At 61.8% G+C, this 14,682-nt stretch carries 12 protein-coding genes; 3 read left to right on the top strand and 9 right to left on the bottom strand.

From position 1 onward, the window contains the following. Positions 1–6 precede the first annotated feature (6 nt). The 3 genes from B0G74_RS31460 to B0G74_RS31450 are packed head-to-tail and all read left to right on the top strand — an operon-like array spanning position 7 to position 3,117. Positions 7–1,302: an MFS transporter gene (locus tag B0G74_RS31460; RefSeq protein WP_132379758.1), complete on the top strand. Its 1,296-nt coding sequence runs from the start codon at positions 7–9 to the stop codon at positions 1,300–1,302. A gap of 56 nt (positions 1,303–1,358) precedes the next feature. Beyond that, positions 1,359–2,267, top strand: a complete 909-nt coding sequence (locus B0G74_RS31455; protein WP_132379756.1) for a polysaccharide deacetylase — start codon at positions 1,359–1,361, stop codon at positions 2,265–2,267. Then, complete coding sequence (locus tag B0G74_RS31450) at positions 2,251–3,117, top strand: amidohydrolase family protein (RefSeq protein ID WP_132379754.1); 867 nt, start codon at positions 2,251–2,253, stop codon at positions 3,115–3,117. Before B0G74_RS31455 ends, B0G74_RS31450 begins: the two co-directional genes overlap by 17 nt. 29 nt (positions 3,118–3,146) lie before the next feature. Here B0G74_RS31450 and B0G74_RS31445 read toward each other — a convergent pair whose 3' ends face one another. The 9 genes from B0G74_RS31445 to B0G74_RS31405 all read right to left on the bottom strand — a co-directional run bounded on the left by B0G74_RS31445 (position 3,147) and on the right by B0G74_RS31405 (position 14,585). Beyond that, positions 3,147–3,545 (bottom strand): RidA family protein, encoded by a 399-nt coding sequence (locus tag B0G74_RS31445; RefSeq protein ID WP_132379752.1) that lies wholly within the window; start codon positions 3,543–3,545, stop codon positions 3,147–3,149. Between the two features lie 106 nt (positions 3,546–3,651). Next, complete coding sequence (locus B0G74_RS31440) at positions 3,652–4,752, bottom strand: alanine racemase (RefSeq protein WP_132379750.1); 1,101 nt, start codon at positions 4,750–4,752, stop codon at positions 3,652–3,654. Positions 4,753–4,787: 35 nt separating this feature from the next. After that, positions 4,788–5,729 carry a glutamate cyclase domain-containing protein gene (locus B0G74_RS31435; protein ID WP_132379748.1) on the bottom strand — a complete coding sequence of 314 codons (942 nt, stop codon included), beginning with the start codon at positions 5,727–5,729 and terminating at the stop codon, positions 4,788–4,790. 47 nt (positions 5,730–5,776) lie between these two features. Then, on the bottom strand, positions 5,777–7,078 hold the full coding sequence (locus tag B0G74_RS31430) for an MFS transporter (RefSeq protein WP_132379746.1): 1,302 nt from the start codon (positions 7,076–7,078) through the stop codon (positions 5,777–5,779). A 637-nt stretch (positions 7,079–7,715) separates the two neighbouring features. Then, entirely contained in the window at positions 7,716–8,978 is a 1,263-nt protein-coding gene (gene oxlT / locus B0G74_RS31425) for an oxalate/formate MFS antiporter (protein WP_243658476.1), read from the bottom strand. Between the two features lie 157 nt (positions 8,979–9,135). Then, positions 9,136–10,755, bottom strand: coding sequence for a gamma-glutamyltransferase family protein (locus B0G74_RS31420; RefSeq protein ID WP_243658400.1), 1,620 nt, complete (start codon positions 10,753–10,755; stop codon positions 9,136–9,138). Positions 10,756–10,818: 63 nt separating this feature from the next. Beyond that, positions 10,819–12,183: an amidase gene (locus tag B0G74_RS31415; protein WP_132379742.1), complete on the bottom strand. Its 1,365-nt coding sequence runs from the start codon at positions 12,181–12,183 to the stop codon at positions 10,819–10,821. After that, the gene (locus B0G74_RS31410) at positions 12,180–12,341 is read right to left on the bottom strand and encodes a hypothetical protein (RefSeq protein WP_243658399.1); all 162 of its coding nucleotides are present in this window, start codon (positions 12,339–12,341) and stop codon (positions 12,180–12,182) included. The genes B0G74_RS31415 and B0G74_RS31410 overlap by 4 nt, the downstream gene beginning before the upstream one ends. Positions 12,342–13,253: 912 nt before the next feature. After that, positions 13,254–14,585 (bottom strand): MFS transporter, encoded by a 1,332-nt coding sequence (locus B0G74_RS31405; RefSeq protein WP_132379740.1) that lies wholly within the window; start codon positions 14,583–14,585, stop codon positions 13,254–13,256. Between the last annotated feature and the right edge of the window lie 97 nt (positions 14,586–14,682).

The following is a 14,682-nucleotide window of genomic DNA, read 5'->3' as shown; positions in this document are numbered from 1 at the left end:
GTGAACATGAACACGAGAATGGCAGCGCTGGCGCACGGCCGTAAATCATCGGTTCGATGGAGAATCTTCTGGTTCCTGCTCGTGCTGATCACGATCAACTACGTGGACCGCGCTTCGCTATCGGTCGCGATGCCCCTGATCTCGAAGGAGTTCTCGCTCTCGCCGATGGTGCAAGGCTTGATTCTGAGCTCGTTCTTCTGGTCGTATACGGTGATGCAGATTCCAGCGGGCCTGCTGGTCGACCGTTTCAAGCCGCGCATCGTGATCACGGTGGCGACGCTCGTCTGGGGAGGCTTTCAGGCCGGCGCGGGATTCTGCACGAACGCTGCTTCACTGCTGCTCATGCGTCTCGGTCTTGGGTTCGCCGAGGCGTCGATCGCGCCCGCCGGCGGTAAGCTCAATGCGCTATGGCTGACGCGCAACGAACGCACAAGGGGCGCGTCGCTAATGGACGGCGGCGCGCCGCTCGGCGCAGCGGTGGGATCGCTGTTGATCTCGGCGTTGATTGGAGTATTGGGTTCGTGGCGCCTCGCGTTTGTGGTTGCGGGTGTCGCCACGACGCTGGCCGGCGCCCTGGCCTGGGTCTATATCCGCAATCATCCGCGCGAGCATCCGGCGGTCAACGAAGACGAAGCATCGTTTATCGAGCGTTCGCACGAGGAAGAACTGGAGCGCGAGCCGGCCAACGCATCCGGGCGTGCAATCGACTTTCTGAAGTATCGCTCCTTCCTGTTCATGTTCTTCGGCTTCATGTGCTGCAACACGTTGTTCAATGGATTGCTTACGTGGATGCCGAGCTATCTGATCAAGGAGCACGGCCTCGATATCCGTCAAATGGGTGGGTCGAGTTTCATCATCTATTTTTCGGGCTTCGCCGGCGAACTCGTCGGCGCGTGGCTTGCCGATAAGTGGCTGGCGGTGGGCGGCAGGCCGAACACGGTGTTGCGGACGATTTTCGGCGCGGCTGGCGTGATTGCCACCGTCTCGGTGTTTTCGGTGGCTTACTTGTCCAGCGCGACGCTGGTCGTCGTGTTGCTCTCATGCACGGTTTTCTTTCAGCGCTGGGGCAACCTGTACTGGTGCATTCCACCTTTGCTTGCCACGCGCAACAAGGTCGGCACACTAGGTGGCTTTCTCAACCTGGGAGCGGCGGTCGGCGGCATTGGTGCGCCGATTCTGGTCGGCGGGATTGTCCAGGCGACCGGTTCGTATTTTCTCGCCATGATGTTCTTTGCGGCGACCGGCGTTGGCTTGCTGCTCTGCTCACTCGGCATCGACTACGAGAAGAAGTTGCCTGTATGAGACCCGCGCTGCCGCTTTCCGGTCTTCAATTATCCACCGTCAGTAAGGACGCTTTGATGAACCCAGATGACTCGCATAGCCAGCCTTGGCAATGGCCTGAAGCCCATTGGCGGAAGTTGGTCGACCAGGTACGCGCGGGACGCGCGCTTCGCCCCAATGGCTGGCCTGCTGGAGCGCGCTGCGCGGTGGCGCTCTCATTCGATTGCGACCACGAAACCAGTGAATTGCGCGAGGGCGGAAAGTCGATCGGCCGGCTCAGTTGGGGGCAGTACGGTAGCCGGGCGGGTATGCCGCGCATTCTCGACGTGCTGCGCAAATATGCCGTGCCGGCCTCGTTCTTCGTACCCGCGGTCACTGCGCTTTTGCATCCGGAAGAAGCGCGCAGCATCGTCGGCGACGGCCACGAAATCGGCCTTCACGGCTGGATTCATGAATTGAACTCGGTGCTCCCGCATGAGGCGGAGCGCGATCTGTTGCTACGCTCGGCGGACACGATCGAGACCATCACCGGGCAGCGTCCTGTGGGCATGCGTACGCCGTCATGGGATTTCAGCCCGCATACGCTGTCCATCGCGCGCGAAATGGGATTGCGCTACGATTCGTCGCTGATGGCCGACGTGGACTGCTATGAACTGCTCGAGGCCGGCGTGCCGAGCGGTCTCGTCGAACTGCCCGTCGAGTGGATTCGCGACGACGGCGCGTATCTGATCATGAATCGCTTCGAGGCGGTGCGGCCTTATACGTCGCCAGCCGACGTCTACGATATCTTTCGCCGCGAGTTCGATGCGGCCTATGCGGAGGGTGGCGTCTTCCAGTTGACGATGCATCCGCACGTCACTGGTTACCGGTCGAGGATATGGATTCTCGAAGAAATCATCCGGCACGCGCAGTCGTTGCCGGGAGTGTGGTTCGCGACACATCGCGATGTCGCCGAATGGGCACTTGAACATGCACAACCGACCTGAATCCAGTGTGCGATCCGGCGACGCCGGGCAGCCGCGCTTTCCGGTTCCGCCGAAGGCAACCGATAGTCACCACCACATCTACGATGCGCGCTATCCAGTCGATGCGTCAGCGCAGTTGCAGCCGCCCGACGCGACGGTCGCCGACTATCGCGCGCTGCAGCGGAGGCTGGGTGTCGAGCGACATGTCGTCGTTCAACCGTCTACGTATGGAACGGACAACCGATGTCTGCTCGATGCCTTATCGCAATTCGGAAAGACCGCGCGCGGTATCGCGACCGTGCCCGTCACCGTGACGGATGGTGAGCTGGCCGGTCTTCACGATATGGGCGTACGCGGACTGCGCTTTAACCTCGAATACCTGGTCGACGTCACTGTATCGATGATGTCGCCGCTCTCGAAACGGATCGAACCGCTCGGCTGGCACATTCAGGTCAATGCCACCGCCGCGCAGCTACTCGCGCATCGGCAGTTGCTTGCGAATCTGTCGTCGCCGCTCGTGATCGATCATATGGGGCAGATCCCGCAACCGGACGGCACGGAGCATGCCGCGTTCCGGATGGTCGAGGCACTGCTGGCCGGCGGCCGTACCTGGGTCAAATTGAGCGGCCCCTATCTCGCGTCGAAAACCGGAGCGCCGGTCTACGCCGACGCCGGCACTGTCGCGCTCAGGTTGGCCCGGCTTGCCCCGGACAGGATGCTGTGGGGAACGGACTGGCCTCATCCGACGCAAGCGGCCGACAACAAGCCGGACGCTGCCCATTTGCTGGATGACCTGGCGCTGTGGATACCGGATGAATCGACGCGGCACCGAATCCTCGTTGAAAATCCTGCGAGGCTTTACGGCTTTTAGCATGCGTGCGGCACGCCGCGCCGCCTGGTTCAATGCTTGCCGATGTAGGCAACCACGTCGATCTCTACGAGCACACCTTGCAGACCGGCTTCGACGGTCGTTCGCGCCGGCTTGTGCTGGGCAAACCAGTTCGCGTAGAGCGCGTTGAAGCGGCTAAAGAGCGTTAAGTCGGTCAGATAGACCGTGACCTTGACGACATCCTGCAGTCTCGCGCCGGCGGCCGCCAGCACCCGCTCGACATTCGCGAGCGTTGCACGGGTCTGCTCTTCGATCGAGTCGCCGATCAGCTTCCGGTCGGCGTCGCGCGGCGTCTGGCCGGACAGGAAGACGAAGTCGCCCGCGATCATCGCGGAAGAATAGTGACCGCCTGGTTTGAAGTCGGTTGGATTGACGCTACGCAATGCGCGGGACGTGCCGCTATCGTTCATGTTTTTTCCCTTCGCCTTGATCTGGTGTTTTTCCAACTTGCCGTATGACGCGCGTGGCTGCGTGGCGTCGCTTCAATCGACTTCTGCCCGCCGCGAGCCTTATGGCTTATCGACGGTTCCCGAGTTGTTCACGCACTTCCCACGACCCTTCCGCGGTGAGCACCATTGCGCAGGGGTAGAGATAAGCAGTCGTGCAAGCGTGGCGCGGCAATAGCATCACCCGGTCGCCGACTGCCAGATCGGTGTTTTCGACCACCACGTGCTCTTCGCTCATCATGACGATCTTGCCGTCCCAGCGAAAGCGCTCGGCCAGCGGCTTGTCCGGCGAGATCGCCTTCGAGCCCGCATCGAGCGTGGCAGTCGTGCTATTGCGTGAAATCACGGTGGCCAGCACATAGGCGCTCGGCGTCCAGCCGAGTGCAGGCAACTCCAGGTCGTGTTGAGCGCTCGAATAGGCCCAACTGCCGGGGGACACGAAATCGGCGAGTGTGAGCGGCCACAGATCGAACGTATAGCTGCCCCCGGCGATGAGCCTTCTCGACAATCCTTCTGCCTCGGCGGCGCGCGTCAGCGCCGTGACTTCTCCTACGATGGCGGCCACCCGCTTGCGGCGTGTGGCATGGTCGAGATCATGGATGTGGCCGTCGTAGACATGCCATCCTCCAAAGCAGCCGAGCGTGGCCAACTCACGGGCCAGTTGCAGCGTCGCCGTTGCTATCGGCGCTCCGGTTCTGCCCATGCCGGCATCCAGATCGATAAGCAGCGAGAGATTGGGCAACTGCGCCCCATTCGTCGCGAGTCGCCACGCGGCTACGCCTGCCGCCGAGTCGACGAGCGCCTCGACCCGTGCGTCCGGATGAGCATGCGCCAGCGCGAGCACGGTACGGATATGAGCAGGGTTCACAGTCGGATACGCCCAGACGACGTGTTTCGCGCCGGCCTCGAGCACCATCGCCACTTCCGCCACGGTAGCGGTCTTGAATGCGGTTACGCCCTCGCGAATCAGTCTCTTGACGATCCACCCTGCGCGATGCGTCTTCACATGCGGCATGAGGCGTTCCACCCCTCCACACGCGCGGGCGGTCGCATGCAGGTTATCGACGATGCCACGCTCGGATACGATGAAACACGGTGTCTGCAATTCTTCTGGCAAGCTGGCGGCCCATGACGGCGCACGTTTGAGAGCGGTACTCGAAAGGTCGAACATGGTTGGTGCGTTAAGAGAGGAAAAGGGTGTCGCGCTCACGAGTGCGACGGCACTGCGAGATATCCGTCAACGTGAGCTCTGAGCTGACTCAGCACTTGTGCGTGCTGTTCCCACGACAGCCGGTCGACGCTCATCTTCGGCGTAGCGGGGCGGTCGATGCGGCTATCGTCAACCGCCTGCCCGACGTCGACGGCCGCGGCTAGATACGCCCGGTCGCGCTCCGGCGTGAAATCGGTGAGCAACCGCGCGGCCGCATCTCGCGGCGCGACCATCGCCATCGCGGATACCAGGCCCCAGCCGCCCCAGTTCGAGACGCTGGAAACGATCAGGTAGTCGGCGGGAATGGCTGCGCTGATCAATGGGCCGTTGGGAATGTCGTCGTGGACGATTTCTTCGGGCAGCACGCCCATGCCGATTTCATTGCCGCCGTCGCCGATGCCGATCGTGACCCACGGACGCGGCCACTCGGGATCCTCGAACAGGAGATGCAGCGGAGCGGTATCGTCGGACATGTCGGCGCCGTACTCGCGGTGCGGCTTGCCGTCGCTCGCGGGCGACACCCGCTCGATCGCGATCATATGCGTGATCGGACGTTCAGCCTCGCTGAGCCGGGCTCTTAGCGACTTGACCGATGCCGCGCTCACCGAGGTGATCTCGAACGCGACGTCTTTCGGCAATTCCGTTGTAACAGCCCAGACCGCCTTGCAGCATGGCGCGTCCGAGATCACCGTCACCGGTATGCCGAGGTTCGAAAGTGCGGCGGCCAAGTGGGCCATGCCGCCCAGTCCATCCGTCTCGGGCGAGGGCGGAACGGCATTACGTATGAAGAAGCCGGTCACGATACCGACGTGGGCGTTCGGCGTGCTCATGATCGAGCGCGCGGCTGCTTCCAGCTGACCTTCAACGAACCGTTTCATGCGGCCAATATCGCGCCGGACGGTTTGGCCAATGATGTCTTCGACTTTTGCTATTCCCATTTTCCAATCTCAGTAGCAACGTTGTTCATGCGAGGCGCGGCGATGGCTTAGACCGGAATCTTCGTTTCATAATCGATTCCGATCGAACAGAGCATCAGGCCGACGCCCATTGCGGCGAAACACATCAGCGCGAGGAAATAGGAGCCAGTGAATTGAACGATCGCGCCGATCGCGATCGGGATCACCATGCCGCCGATATTCCCACCGAAGTTGAGCAGACCGCCGAGCACGCCCACCTTGTTGCGCGAGGCGAGCATCGCGGGGATCGACCAGTACAGACCACCCCAGCGCAGAAAGAAGAGCGTGATGGACAGCAGGATCACGACCATCGTGGGGCTCGTCGCATGTGCGACTGAAAACACCGCAATCGTGGCGACCACGCCGGCGATACCGAAGATCGTGCGCATGACGCGGTTCGGCGCGGCGCCGCTCGCGAGCCACTTGTCGGCGACGTAGGCACCGCATAGTTCACCAATGAAGCCGCAGAAGAAGATCACGAAGCTGGCGCCGCCCATCTGCTGAATGTTGAAGCCCTGCACTTTCTGCAGATAGGTGGGCATCCACGTCAACAGGCCGTAGTAAAGCGTCGTGCAACACATGAAGCCGACGAACATCAGCAACACTGAGCGATACCTGAAGAAATCGAGCGAGTTGCCTGACAGGTTTTTCGCTTCCTTTTCATCTTCCTTGCGGCGGGCCTGTTCGATATGTTCCGCTTCGGCTTCGTTGACTCCGGCGTGATCGCGCGGTTGATTCTTGATGTAGTACCAGGCGCCTACGCCGCATAGGACCGTGCCGACGCCGGCGATCGCGAACGCAGTGCGCCATGAGTGCGCCACTACGATCAGCCAGGTGATCAGTACTGATCCGAGCGCCGCGCCGAGCGGTGAACCGCCGTCCATCAACGATGCGCCACGAACCCGCTCATGCTGCGTGAGCCACATCGCATTGAGCGCACCTCCCGCCGAGGCCACGGGCGCTTCCGCCACACCGAGTCCGAGCCTCGTCGCGAGCAAGGACATCGCATTGGTCGTCAACGCGCCAAGACCCTGGAAGGCACCCCAGAGCAAAGTGCACAGCGCGAGGACCAGCCGCGGCTTGAAGCGGTCGACTGCCATGCCGCCCGGAATCTGCATCAGCGTGTACGACCAGAAAAACGAACTCATGATGAGGCCTTGCATGACCGGCGTAAGCGTGAACTCGCTTGCGATCATCGGCATTGCGACGGACAGGGATGCACGATCGATGTAGTTGACCGTGACCAGCAGCAACATGATGAGAAAAATCTTCCAGCGAACCGATGTCTTCGGCTGCGCGTACGCGACGACCGCGGCGGGTGCTCTGCTCATGCCTGCTTCTCCTGACTCGCTATTTGAATGTCACGTGCATGCGCGGGGCGTTGCGCATCGGCGATGTATGAACTGGTCATCTGCCACGCCGCAGGCGCCTGTTCCGTGCTGGTTAAAAATTGAGTATAGGTGCGCGGCTCTGAGTGGAGATAATCGAAAGTGACGCGGGCAAGCGATAGAAATCGCCGATCATGCGCTGGGTCAAAGGTGACCCGGTGAGGAAAAGGCCGGCGTATCAATTGGTTGTAGGTTCGCTCCTTTGCACGAGCTTGATGGTGGGTACAAGCAACAGGGAGACGACCGCGCCGATCGATATCACCAGGACGGACGAGAACGTGAGATGGAGGGACTGGTGGAGCGCAACTCTCACTGCAGCAGTGACGATAGCGTCGCCCGGTGCCGAGCCAAGAAGCTGTCGCAACTGATCGGAAGTCAACTCCGCGGTGCCGGTGGAATGAGTCAGCCGCACTGGTGGTTGTGGCTCGTTCTTATACTCTTCGCCTGAAGACATAATGATGCCGCCGAGCTATACCAATGGCATCGCCAGACATGCGCTCGAGACGAGACTGCCCCGCCAGCAGGGTCGGAGCGTGCCGACCCTGCTGCGCAGGGCCGCCATTAGGCGCAAAAAGACAGGCTATCCAAGCACTCGCACAAAACGCGCGCGAGTCGGCTTCAACACGAACATTGCAAGGACGGCAGTACTCAGATCGAGCACGATCGCGCATCCGAACACCGGCACCCAACTGCCGGTATGCTGATGCAGCAACGCGGCCAGCGGGCCGCCGAAGATCGAGCCAATCCCGAACGAGATGTAAAGCCAGCCGTAATTCGTGGTGGCATAACGGGCGCCAAACGTGTCGGTCAGAGTCGAAGGGAACAGCGAGAAAATCTCACCCCAGCCGAAGAACACCACGCCGGACAGCAGTACGAACAGGACCGCGTTTTCGCGCGTCAGCAGCCAGAGCGCCATCGCCACACCTTCCAGCGCGAACGCGAAACACATCGTGTTTTCCCGCCCCAGGCGATCCGATATCCAACCGAACAGCGGACGGGTCAGACCGTTCGTGAAGCGGTCGATCGTCAGTGCCAGCGGCAACGCGGCGAGCCCGAAGACCAGCACCTTGCTGACGCCGAAGTCGGCGGCGAAGCTTGCCATCTGCGACGTAACCATGAGGCCCGAAGTAGACATCATCGTCATCATCACGAACATCAGCCAGAACAGAGGCGTCTTGAGCATCTCGGACGGGCGGTAGTCGAGCGTCGAGACCTCTGACTGGGATACTGCCGAGCCGATACTGTGGGCCGCAGGCGGTACTCGCAGGCCCTGCGAGGCGAGGAGGCCGACCGCCGCGAAGATGATGCCGTAGAGCCACAACGTGGATTCGACGCCGTGCGTTGCCAGCGATGCAGAGATCGGAAAAGTGGTGACAATGGCGCCCATGCCGTAACCCGCGGCAGCGACACCGGCGGCGAAGCCGCGTCGATCGGGGAACCAGCGAACCACGAATCCCACCACGCCGACATAGACGATGCCGGTTCCGAGACCGCCAATGCAGCCATACGTGAGGTACAGCATCGATGTGCTGTGCGCATACGAAGCCAACACCCAGCTCACGCCTGCCAGCAGCGTACCGATCGAGATCAGCATGCGCGGCCCGAAACGATCAATCAGCGCGCCCTGGAACGGTGAAAAAAATGCCTGCAGCAGCACCAGCAGTGAGAATGTCACTTGCAGTTCCGGCAGTGCGATGCCGAGCTTGGCCATGAGCGGCTTCGTCATCAGAGTCCATACATATTGCGGACTCGAAATCGTCATCATGCAAACAAGGCCGAGTCCGAGCTGGATCCAGCGAGTATGCGCGGCTGTTTGCGCGGCGGGCGGGGCGGCGCCTTTCAGTGCTTGCGTGGGGGTGTTCAACGTGTTTCTCCGTTTGGGATTGATGTATCGACAGATGGACAGACGTGCGCCGTCCTTGACGTCAGCGCAAACGCTCGCGGGCCGTCGGTTCAAAAAGGTGCGGGCGGCGCGGCCGCCCGCTGTCTAGCAGGCGCGCTTACCAGCCAGCCGCGGCGCCGTCGCTGCGCGGGTCGAAGCCTGCTTCCAGACACCCGTTGCCGTGCCGGACAATCGCGCCCGCGTGGCCCATTGCTTCGTCGTACGGCCGCATCTGCTCGACGTCATGGCCGAGACGACGCAGCCCATTGAATGTGTCGACCGGAAACCGCGCCTCCAGCTTGAGCGATTCATTGGTTTGCCCCCAGGTCCGGCCTAGCAGCCAGCGAGGCGCATCGATAGCGGCTTGCGGATTCCAGCCGAAGTGCGCGATCCGCGAAAAGACGGCGCTTTGCGATTGCGGCTGGCCGTCGCCGCCCATGTTTCCGTACACCATCGTGCGTCCATCGGCGAAGCGCGCGAGCGCAGGGTTCAGCGTGTGAAATGGCCGCCGCCCAGGCGTAAGCGGGTTGCGCGCAGAGGGATCGAGCGAGAAGCTGCAACCGCGGTTTTGCCAGTTGATGCCCGAATCCGCGAGCACGAGGCCGCTGCCGAACTCGTGATAGATGCTCTGGATGAAGCTGACCGCCACGCCATCGGCATCGATCACGCCGAGCCACACTGTGTCGGCCGGTCCGAGACCGCGCCCCCACGGTGCTGCCGTGGACATCGAAATCCGCTCGGCCATCGCGTCGAGTACACTCGGCGCAAGCAGCGCCTGTGGATCGATGTCCATGTAATCCGGGTCGGTGATGTGCTTGTCGCGTATGGCGAACGCGAGCTTGGTTGCCTCCACGCACGCGTGGACGTACTCGGGCCCGAGCGGATCCATATCGTCGCGCAAGACACGGTCAAGCACACCGAGAATCTGCAACGATACAAGCCCCTGTGTGGGCGGCGGCATGTTGTAGATCGTGCCGAGCGAATGCGTGAGCGCCAGTGGCGTGCGCAGCCTTGCGCGATGCTGTTCAAGATCCGCTAGCGACAGAGGACTTTCGAGGGCGCGCAGGTCGGCCGCGATGCTGCGCGCGAGATCGCCCCGGTAGAAATCGTCGAGACCCGCGTGGGCGAGACGCTCGAGCGTCGCGGCGAGGCGCGGCTGCACGAAGCGCTCGCCGACGGCCGGCACGCCCAGCGGGTGGTCGCTCGTCAGAAACGTCTCGGCGAACCCCGCGACTGATTTGAGTTCGTGCCGCTTGAGCGCGATGCAATCGGACTGGCTGCGCGTGACCGGGATGCCACCCCCTGCGTAGGCGATTGCGTCTTCCAGCAAGCGCGCGACCGGCAGCTTGCCGCCGAGTGTGTCAGTGGACCAGCGATGCGCCAGCGACCAGCCCGACACTGTTCCGGCCACCGTGTTCGCCGCCAGCGGGCCGCGAAACGGAATGGATTGCAGGCCGCGTGCGCGGTAGGCGTCGATCGTCGCCGCCGATGCCGCCGCGCCACACGCCTCGATGCCGACGGGCTCTTCGCCCGGCCGCGAAATCAACCAGAAGCCGTCGCCACCGATACTGTTCATATGCGGATACACCGCTGCGATGGTCGCCGCGGCGGCAATCATCGCCTCGACGGCATTGCCTCCGTCGCGCAGGATCGCGAGCGCGCTTTGCGACGCCAGCGCATGGGGTGTGACCGCCATCCCGCGGATGCCGCGCACGGGATTCAAAAAATCTGCTCTCATGTTTCCTCAAAAATCAATCGATCATCGCTATCCGCTCAGCCGCCGCGGGTTTGCACGATCACGTCATACTTGCTGCACACAACGAAGCTGGCCACAGCGAGAAGCAACTGCGATGTTCCAGCCGGTTCTACCTTCCGCCCACTCGGCAAGCGATAGCAAAGCGGCATCGTGCTGACTTGCACCGACCAGTTGCACGCCAAGCGGCAGTCCGCCCGGACCGAAGCCAACCGGTAACGTCACCGCCGGAACGCCGAGGAAGGTCCAGGGCGTGCAGAACGCCGCATCGCCCGTATAGTCGAGCCCAAGGGGCGCCTCGCCCGATGCGGGCGCTACCAGCAGCGCGTCGAGTCGCGCCGCTTCGGTCAGCCAGCGGTCGAAGCGAAGCGCCATCTTTATCTGCAATGCCTTGGCTTTCGCATACTCGGTCGCGGGTAAAGCCCGGCCTTCTTCGACCAGAGCCGTGATCGATGCGCTGACAAGAGCTGGCGAACGGTCTACCAATTCGCCGTGTGTCAATGCGGCTTCAACTGCGAGCAGGATCGAAGCATGCCGCGCAGCGTCGGCCAGTTCAGCAGGCAAGTCGGCAGCGACGATTTCCGCGCCATCGGCACGCAAACGTAGGGCTAGTTGATTCAGCACATGCTGCTGCGCTTTGTCGATCGGTCCACCGATCTGCTCGCGCAACACGCCGATGCGCGGCGGCCGTTTTGCCGCGTCGCCAGGGACTTTCCCTTGGCGGCTGTTATGCGACGCGTGTGGATCGTCCGCGTCGCTGCCTGCCAGAATGGCTAGCGCATGAACTGCGTCAGCGACATTGGCGGTGAAAACGCCAAGATGATCGAGCGACGCTGACAACGGCAACACGCCAGTCCGCGCAATCGTGCCGTAGCTCGGCTTTACCCCGACCACGCCGCAATACGCGGCGGGACGGATGACGGAGCCGAACGTCTGCGTGCCGAGCGCGAGTGGCACGATGCCTGCCGCAACGGCGGCAGCGGAGCCGCTCGACGAGCCGCCAGGTGTGTGATCGCTATTCCACGGGTTGGTCGTTGCGCCGGGCTGACGCCAGGCGAACTCGGTGGTGGTTGTCTTACCGAGTATCGTGGCACCGGCTTCGCGCAAACGGGCGACCACCCATGCATCCTTTTCGGGCCTGCGCCCTTCGTAGGCCGGCGATCCATACGCGGTGGGCATATCAGCCGTATCGATCAGATCCTTTATGCCGACTGGGACGCCCGCGAGCGGCGCGTCGCGATCGGCACGATTGACGATCGGCGACGTCGGCAGATGGATGAACGCTTGCAACTCTGGTTGCAGCCGTTGCGCGGCATCGAACGCCTGTTGCACGGTCTGCTCGACGGTGCGGGTTCCCGTGCGGATCGCGTCACGGATTTCGCGGATGCCGGGGGAGGGGGAAGAATGGTTCATTTCGTGGCGAGTGCCTGATGAATGAAGTTCTGCGCGATGAAGGTGTCGTATTTCGGCTGCTGCTTCGGGTTGCCGAGCGCGATCCGCATACCCATCGCAGCCGTCGGCGATTTCGGGGTGATGTCGACATTCATCGGATAGACGCCTTCGTCAAGCATGCGTTTTACCGCGGCGCTCACGATCTGGATCAACGCCCGAGCGCTGTTTACTGGAAAAGGATTTTCGAATGTTTCGCAACGCTAGTTGTACTGGCATGCCGGACCTCGTGCTGAACTTCAATCACTTCGCGCTTCGCTCACGTGCCCGCTACGCGCAGCGTCGGTACACGGTTGGTTGACGCCTGTGAAGCGTCTGTTCCTCAGGACACTCAGTTGCTGGTTTCGCCGGTTGTCGGCGAAATATAGATGCAAATCGCAACAATTGAAATGTACGCATTGATTCGATTTGCACGAAGCGTGCCATGGTGCGAAAACACCAAATTCAACGGCGAATCGAGCATTTCCATGTGGAAGTGAACACGCTGCCATGTTCGGGAAGTGTGCAGATAGGCGCAACGAAGGTGCATCAGGCGCGGCAAAATTGGTGACGCACCGTCTTTGGGCGAAACGCAAACGTTCGGCGGCGAAAGCGGCTGCAAGACGTTCAGGATTGGGAATCGTTGCGAAAACTGCCTTCAGAATTGAGGCGCGGTACCAACGGTTGCATCAGAACGTTTATGGTGGCGGCTCGGGTTGCGCTGGATACAGCGTCTTGCCAGTTCAATTCAGGCGTGGTTTTGGCCAAAGGGCATGCGGTATGAAGTGTCGCTTCGACCGCCGCATAAATGCCGCGGCGTCGGTGGGCGGCCGAAAAACACGGCCTCCCACCGACGCCAGCGAGTGCTTTCCGGATAGCGGCCCTTCTGCATAATGATTTGTCACAAGGGCCGTTACGTCTACGCGTGTCAGGAGCGTAGACGCATTAGCGATTAGGCAACCGCGTCTGCGTTGTTATCACCTTGGTCAGGTTTTGTATGGCTTTTGCAAACTGATCCTATTTGCGAAAATCGGGCGCTGCTTCGCACAACAGGATCAGGAGACTGTGGGTGTAACGGACGACTCAGTTTGTCGACGGCCGAACATCCAGCAAATGACCGCCGACACGATCAGCGTGCCGCTGACGAAGTAGAGTCCGAACGAGTAGTCGCCGCTGATTTCGCGTAGCTTGCCGATGACCATCGGGCCGATCGTGCCGCCTATCAAACTGCCCATCGCATTGATCAATGCGATGCCCGCAGCTGCTGCGGAACCGGAGAGGAACTGCGTGGGCATGCTCCAGAGCGGCGGCTTCGCAGCGTTGATGCCAAAATTCGCGACCGACAGTCCGACGATCAGGAGCAGTGCGGAGGGTGCATACCCGGCAAGCAGCATCCCTGCGCCCGCGGCCAGACATGCGATCGATACGTGCAATCTGCGTTCGCCGGTGCGGTCGGAGTTTTTCGCCCAGAGCACCATGCCCACGACGGCGACGACATTGGGAATTGCGTTGACGAGGCCCAGTTCGAAATAGCTGAAGCCGAAGTGGCTAATGATCATCGGTGCCCAAATGCCAATCGCGTACAGGCCAGTCGACGTGCCCGCATAAACGAGGGCGAGGGCGAGCACTCGCGGATCCTTCGTGGCCGCCAATACGCTGGATGCCGCGCCGGTCGCCTTGGCGGCGCGCTCCCGGTCCATCTCGAGCGTGAGCCACTCACGCTCCTCGGTTTCGAGCCAGCGCGCGTCTTCAGGCTTGTCGGTCAGGAAGAAGAACGCGATCACGCCGAGCGCGATGGTCGGCGCCGCTTCGAGAATGAAGAGCCATTGCCAGCCATGAATCTGTGCGATGCCGTCCATGCCCATGATGGCGCCGGAGATCGGCGAGCCGATCATGTTCGATAACGGCGCGGCGGTCATGAAGATCGCCGTCACGAGCGCCCGGTGCCGGGCCGGGAACCAATAGCTCAAATACAGGATGATGCCGGGGAAGAATCCGGCCTCCGCCAGCCCCAGCAAGAAGCGCAGCACATAGAAGCTATAGGGACCGCTGACGCTCGCAGTCCCAGCGGAGAGACCTCCCCACACGACCATGAGCAACGCGATCCACCGCCGCGCGCCGACGCGCTGCAGCGCAAGATTCGACGGCATGCCGAACACGATGTAGCCGACGAAGAAGATTCCCGCGCCGAAGCCGAACATCGCCGGCGTGAACCCGATGTCGTGATTCATCGTCAGGCCGGCGAAACCGACGTTGACGCGGTTCAGGAAGCTCACGAAGTACAGCGCGATGATGAATGGCACGATGCGCCATGTGATCTTCTTGACGGTGCGCGTCTCTAGCGCGCGGGCGTCCGGCACGGTAGCGTGTCTGGAAGGTTGGGCCATGGTTGTCTCCCGCCGGCGCGTTCCACGCGCCGGTCTCGTTATCAGGTTGAAGTTCGCGTCGCTCGATGCCGACACGCACGCATGGAGAGCATGCTTG

It is taken from the genome of Paraburkholderia sp. BL9I2N2 (assembly GCF_004339745.1).
GTDB lineage: Bacteria > Pseudomonadota > Gammaproteobacteria > Burkholderiales > Burkholderiaceae > Paraburkholderia.
This window is presented reverse-complemented; position numbering and strand designations above follow the sequence as displayed.

Excerpts from the sequence above, each read along its gene's own strand:
- B0G74_RS31460 (WP_132379758.1), top strand. The coding sequence starts at position 7 with ATGAACACGAGAATGGCAGCGCTGGCGCACGGCCGTAAATCATCGGTT.
- B0G74_RS31455 (WP_132379756.1), top strand. The coding sequence starts at position 1,359 with ATGAACCCAGATGACTCGCATAGCCAGCCTTGGCAATGGCCTGAAGCC.
- B0G74_RS31450 (WP_132379754.1), top strand. The coding sequence starts at position 2,251 with ATGCACAACCGACCTGAATCCAGTGTGCGATCCGGCGACGCCGGGCAG.
- B0G74_RS31445 (WP_132379752.1), bottom strand. The coding sequence starts at position 3,545 with ATGAACGATAGCGGCACGTCCCGCGCATTGCGTAGCGTCAATCCAACC.
- B0G74_RS31440 (WP_132379750.1), bottom strand. The coding sequence starts at position 4,752 with ATGTTCGACCTTTCGAGTACCGCTCTCAAACGTGCGCCGTCATGGGCC.
- B0G74_RS31435 (WP_132379748.1), bottom strand. The coding sequence starts at position 5,729 with ATGGGAATAGCAAAAGTCGAAGACATCATTGGCCAAACCGTCCGGCGC.
- B0G74_RS31430 (WP_132379746.1), bottom strand. The coding sequence starts at position 7,078 with ATGAGCAGAGCACCCGCCGCGGTCGTCGCGTACGCGCAGCCGAAGACA.
- B0G74_RS31420 (WP_243658400.1), bottom strand. The coding sequence starts at position 10,755 with ATGAGAGCAGATTTTTTGAATCCCGTGCGCGGCATCCGCGGGATGGCG.
- B0G74_RS31415 (WP_132379742.1), bottom strand. The coding sequence starts at position 12,183 with ATGAACCATTCTTCCCCCTCCCCCGGCATCCGCGAAATCCGTGACGCG.
- B0G74_RS31410 (WP_243658399.1), bottom strand. The coding sequence starts at position 12,341 with ATGCTTGACGAAGGCGTCTATCCGATGAATGTCGACATCACCCCGAAA.
- B0G74_RS31405 (WP_132379740.1), bottom strand. The coding sequence starts at position 14,585 with ATGGCCCAACCTTCCAGACACGCTACCGTGCCGGACGCCCGCGCGCTA.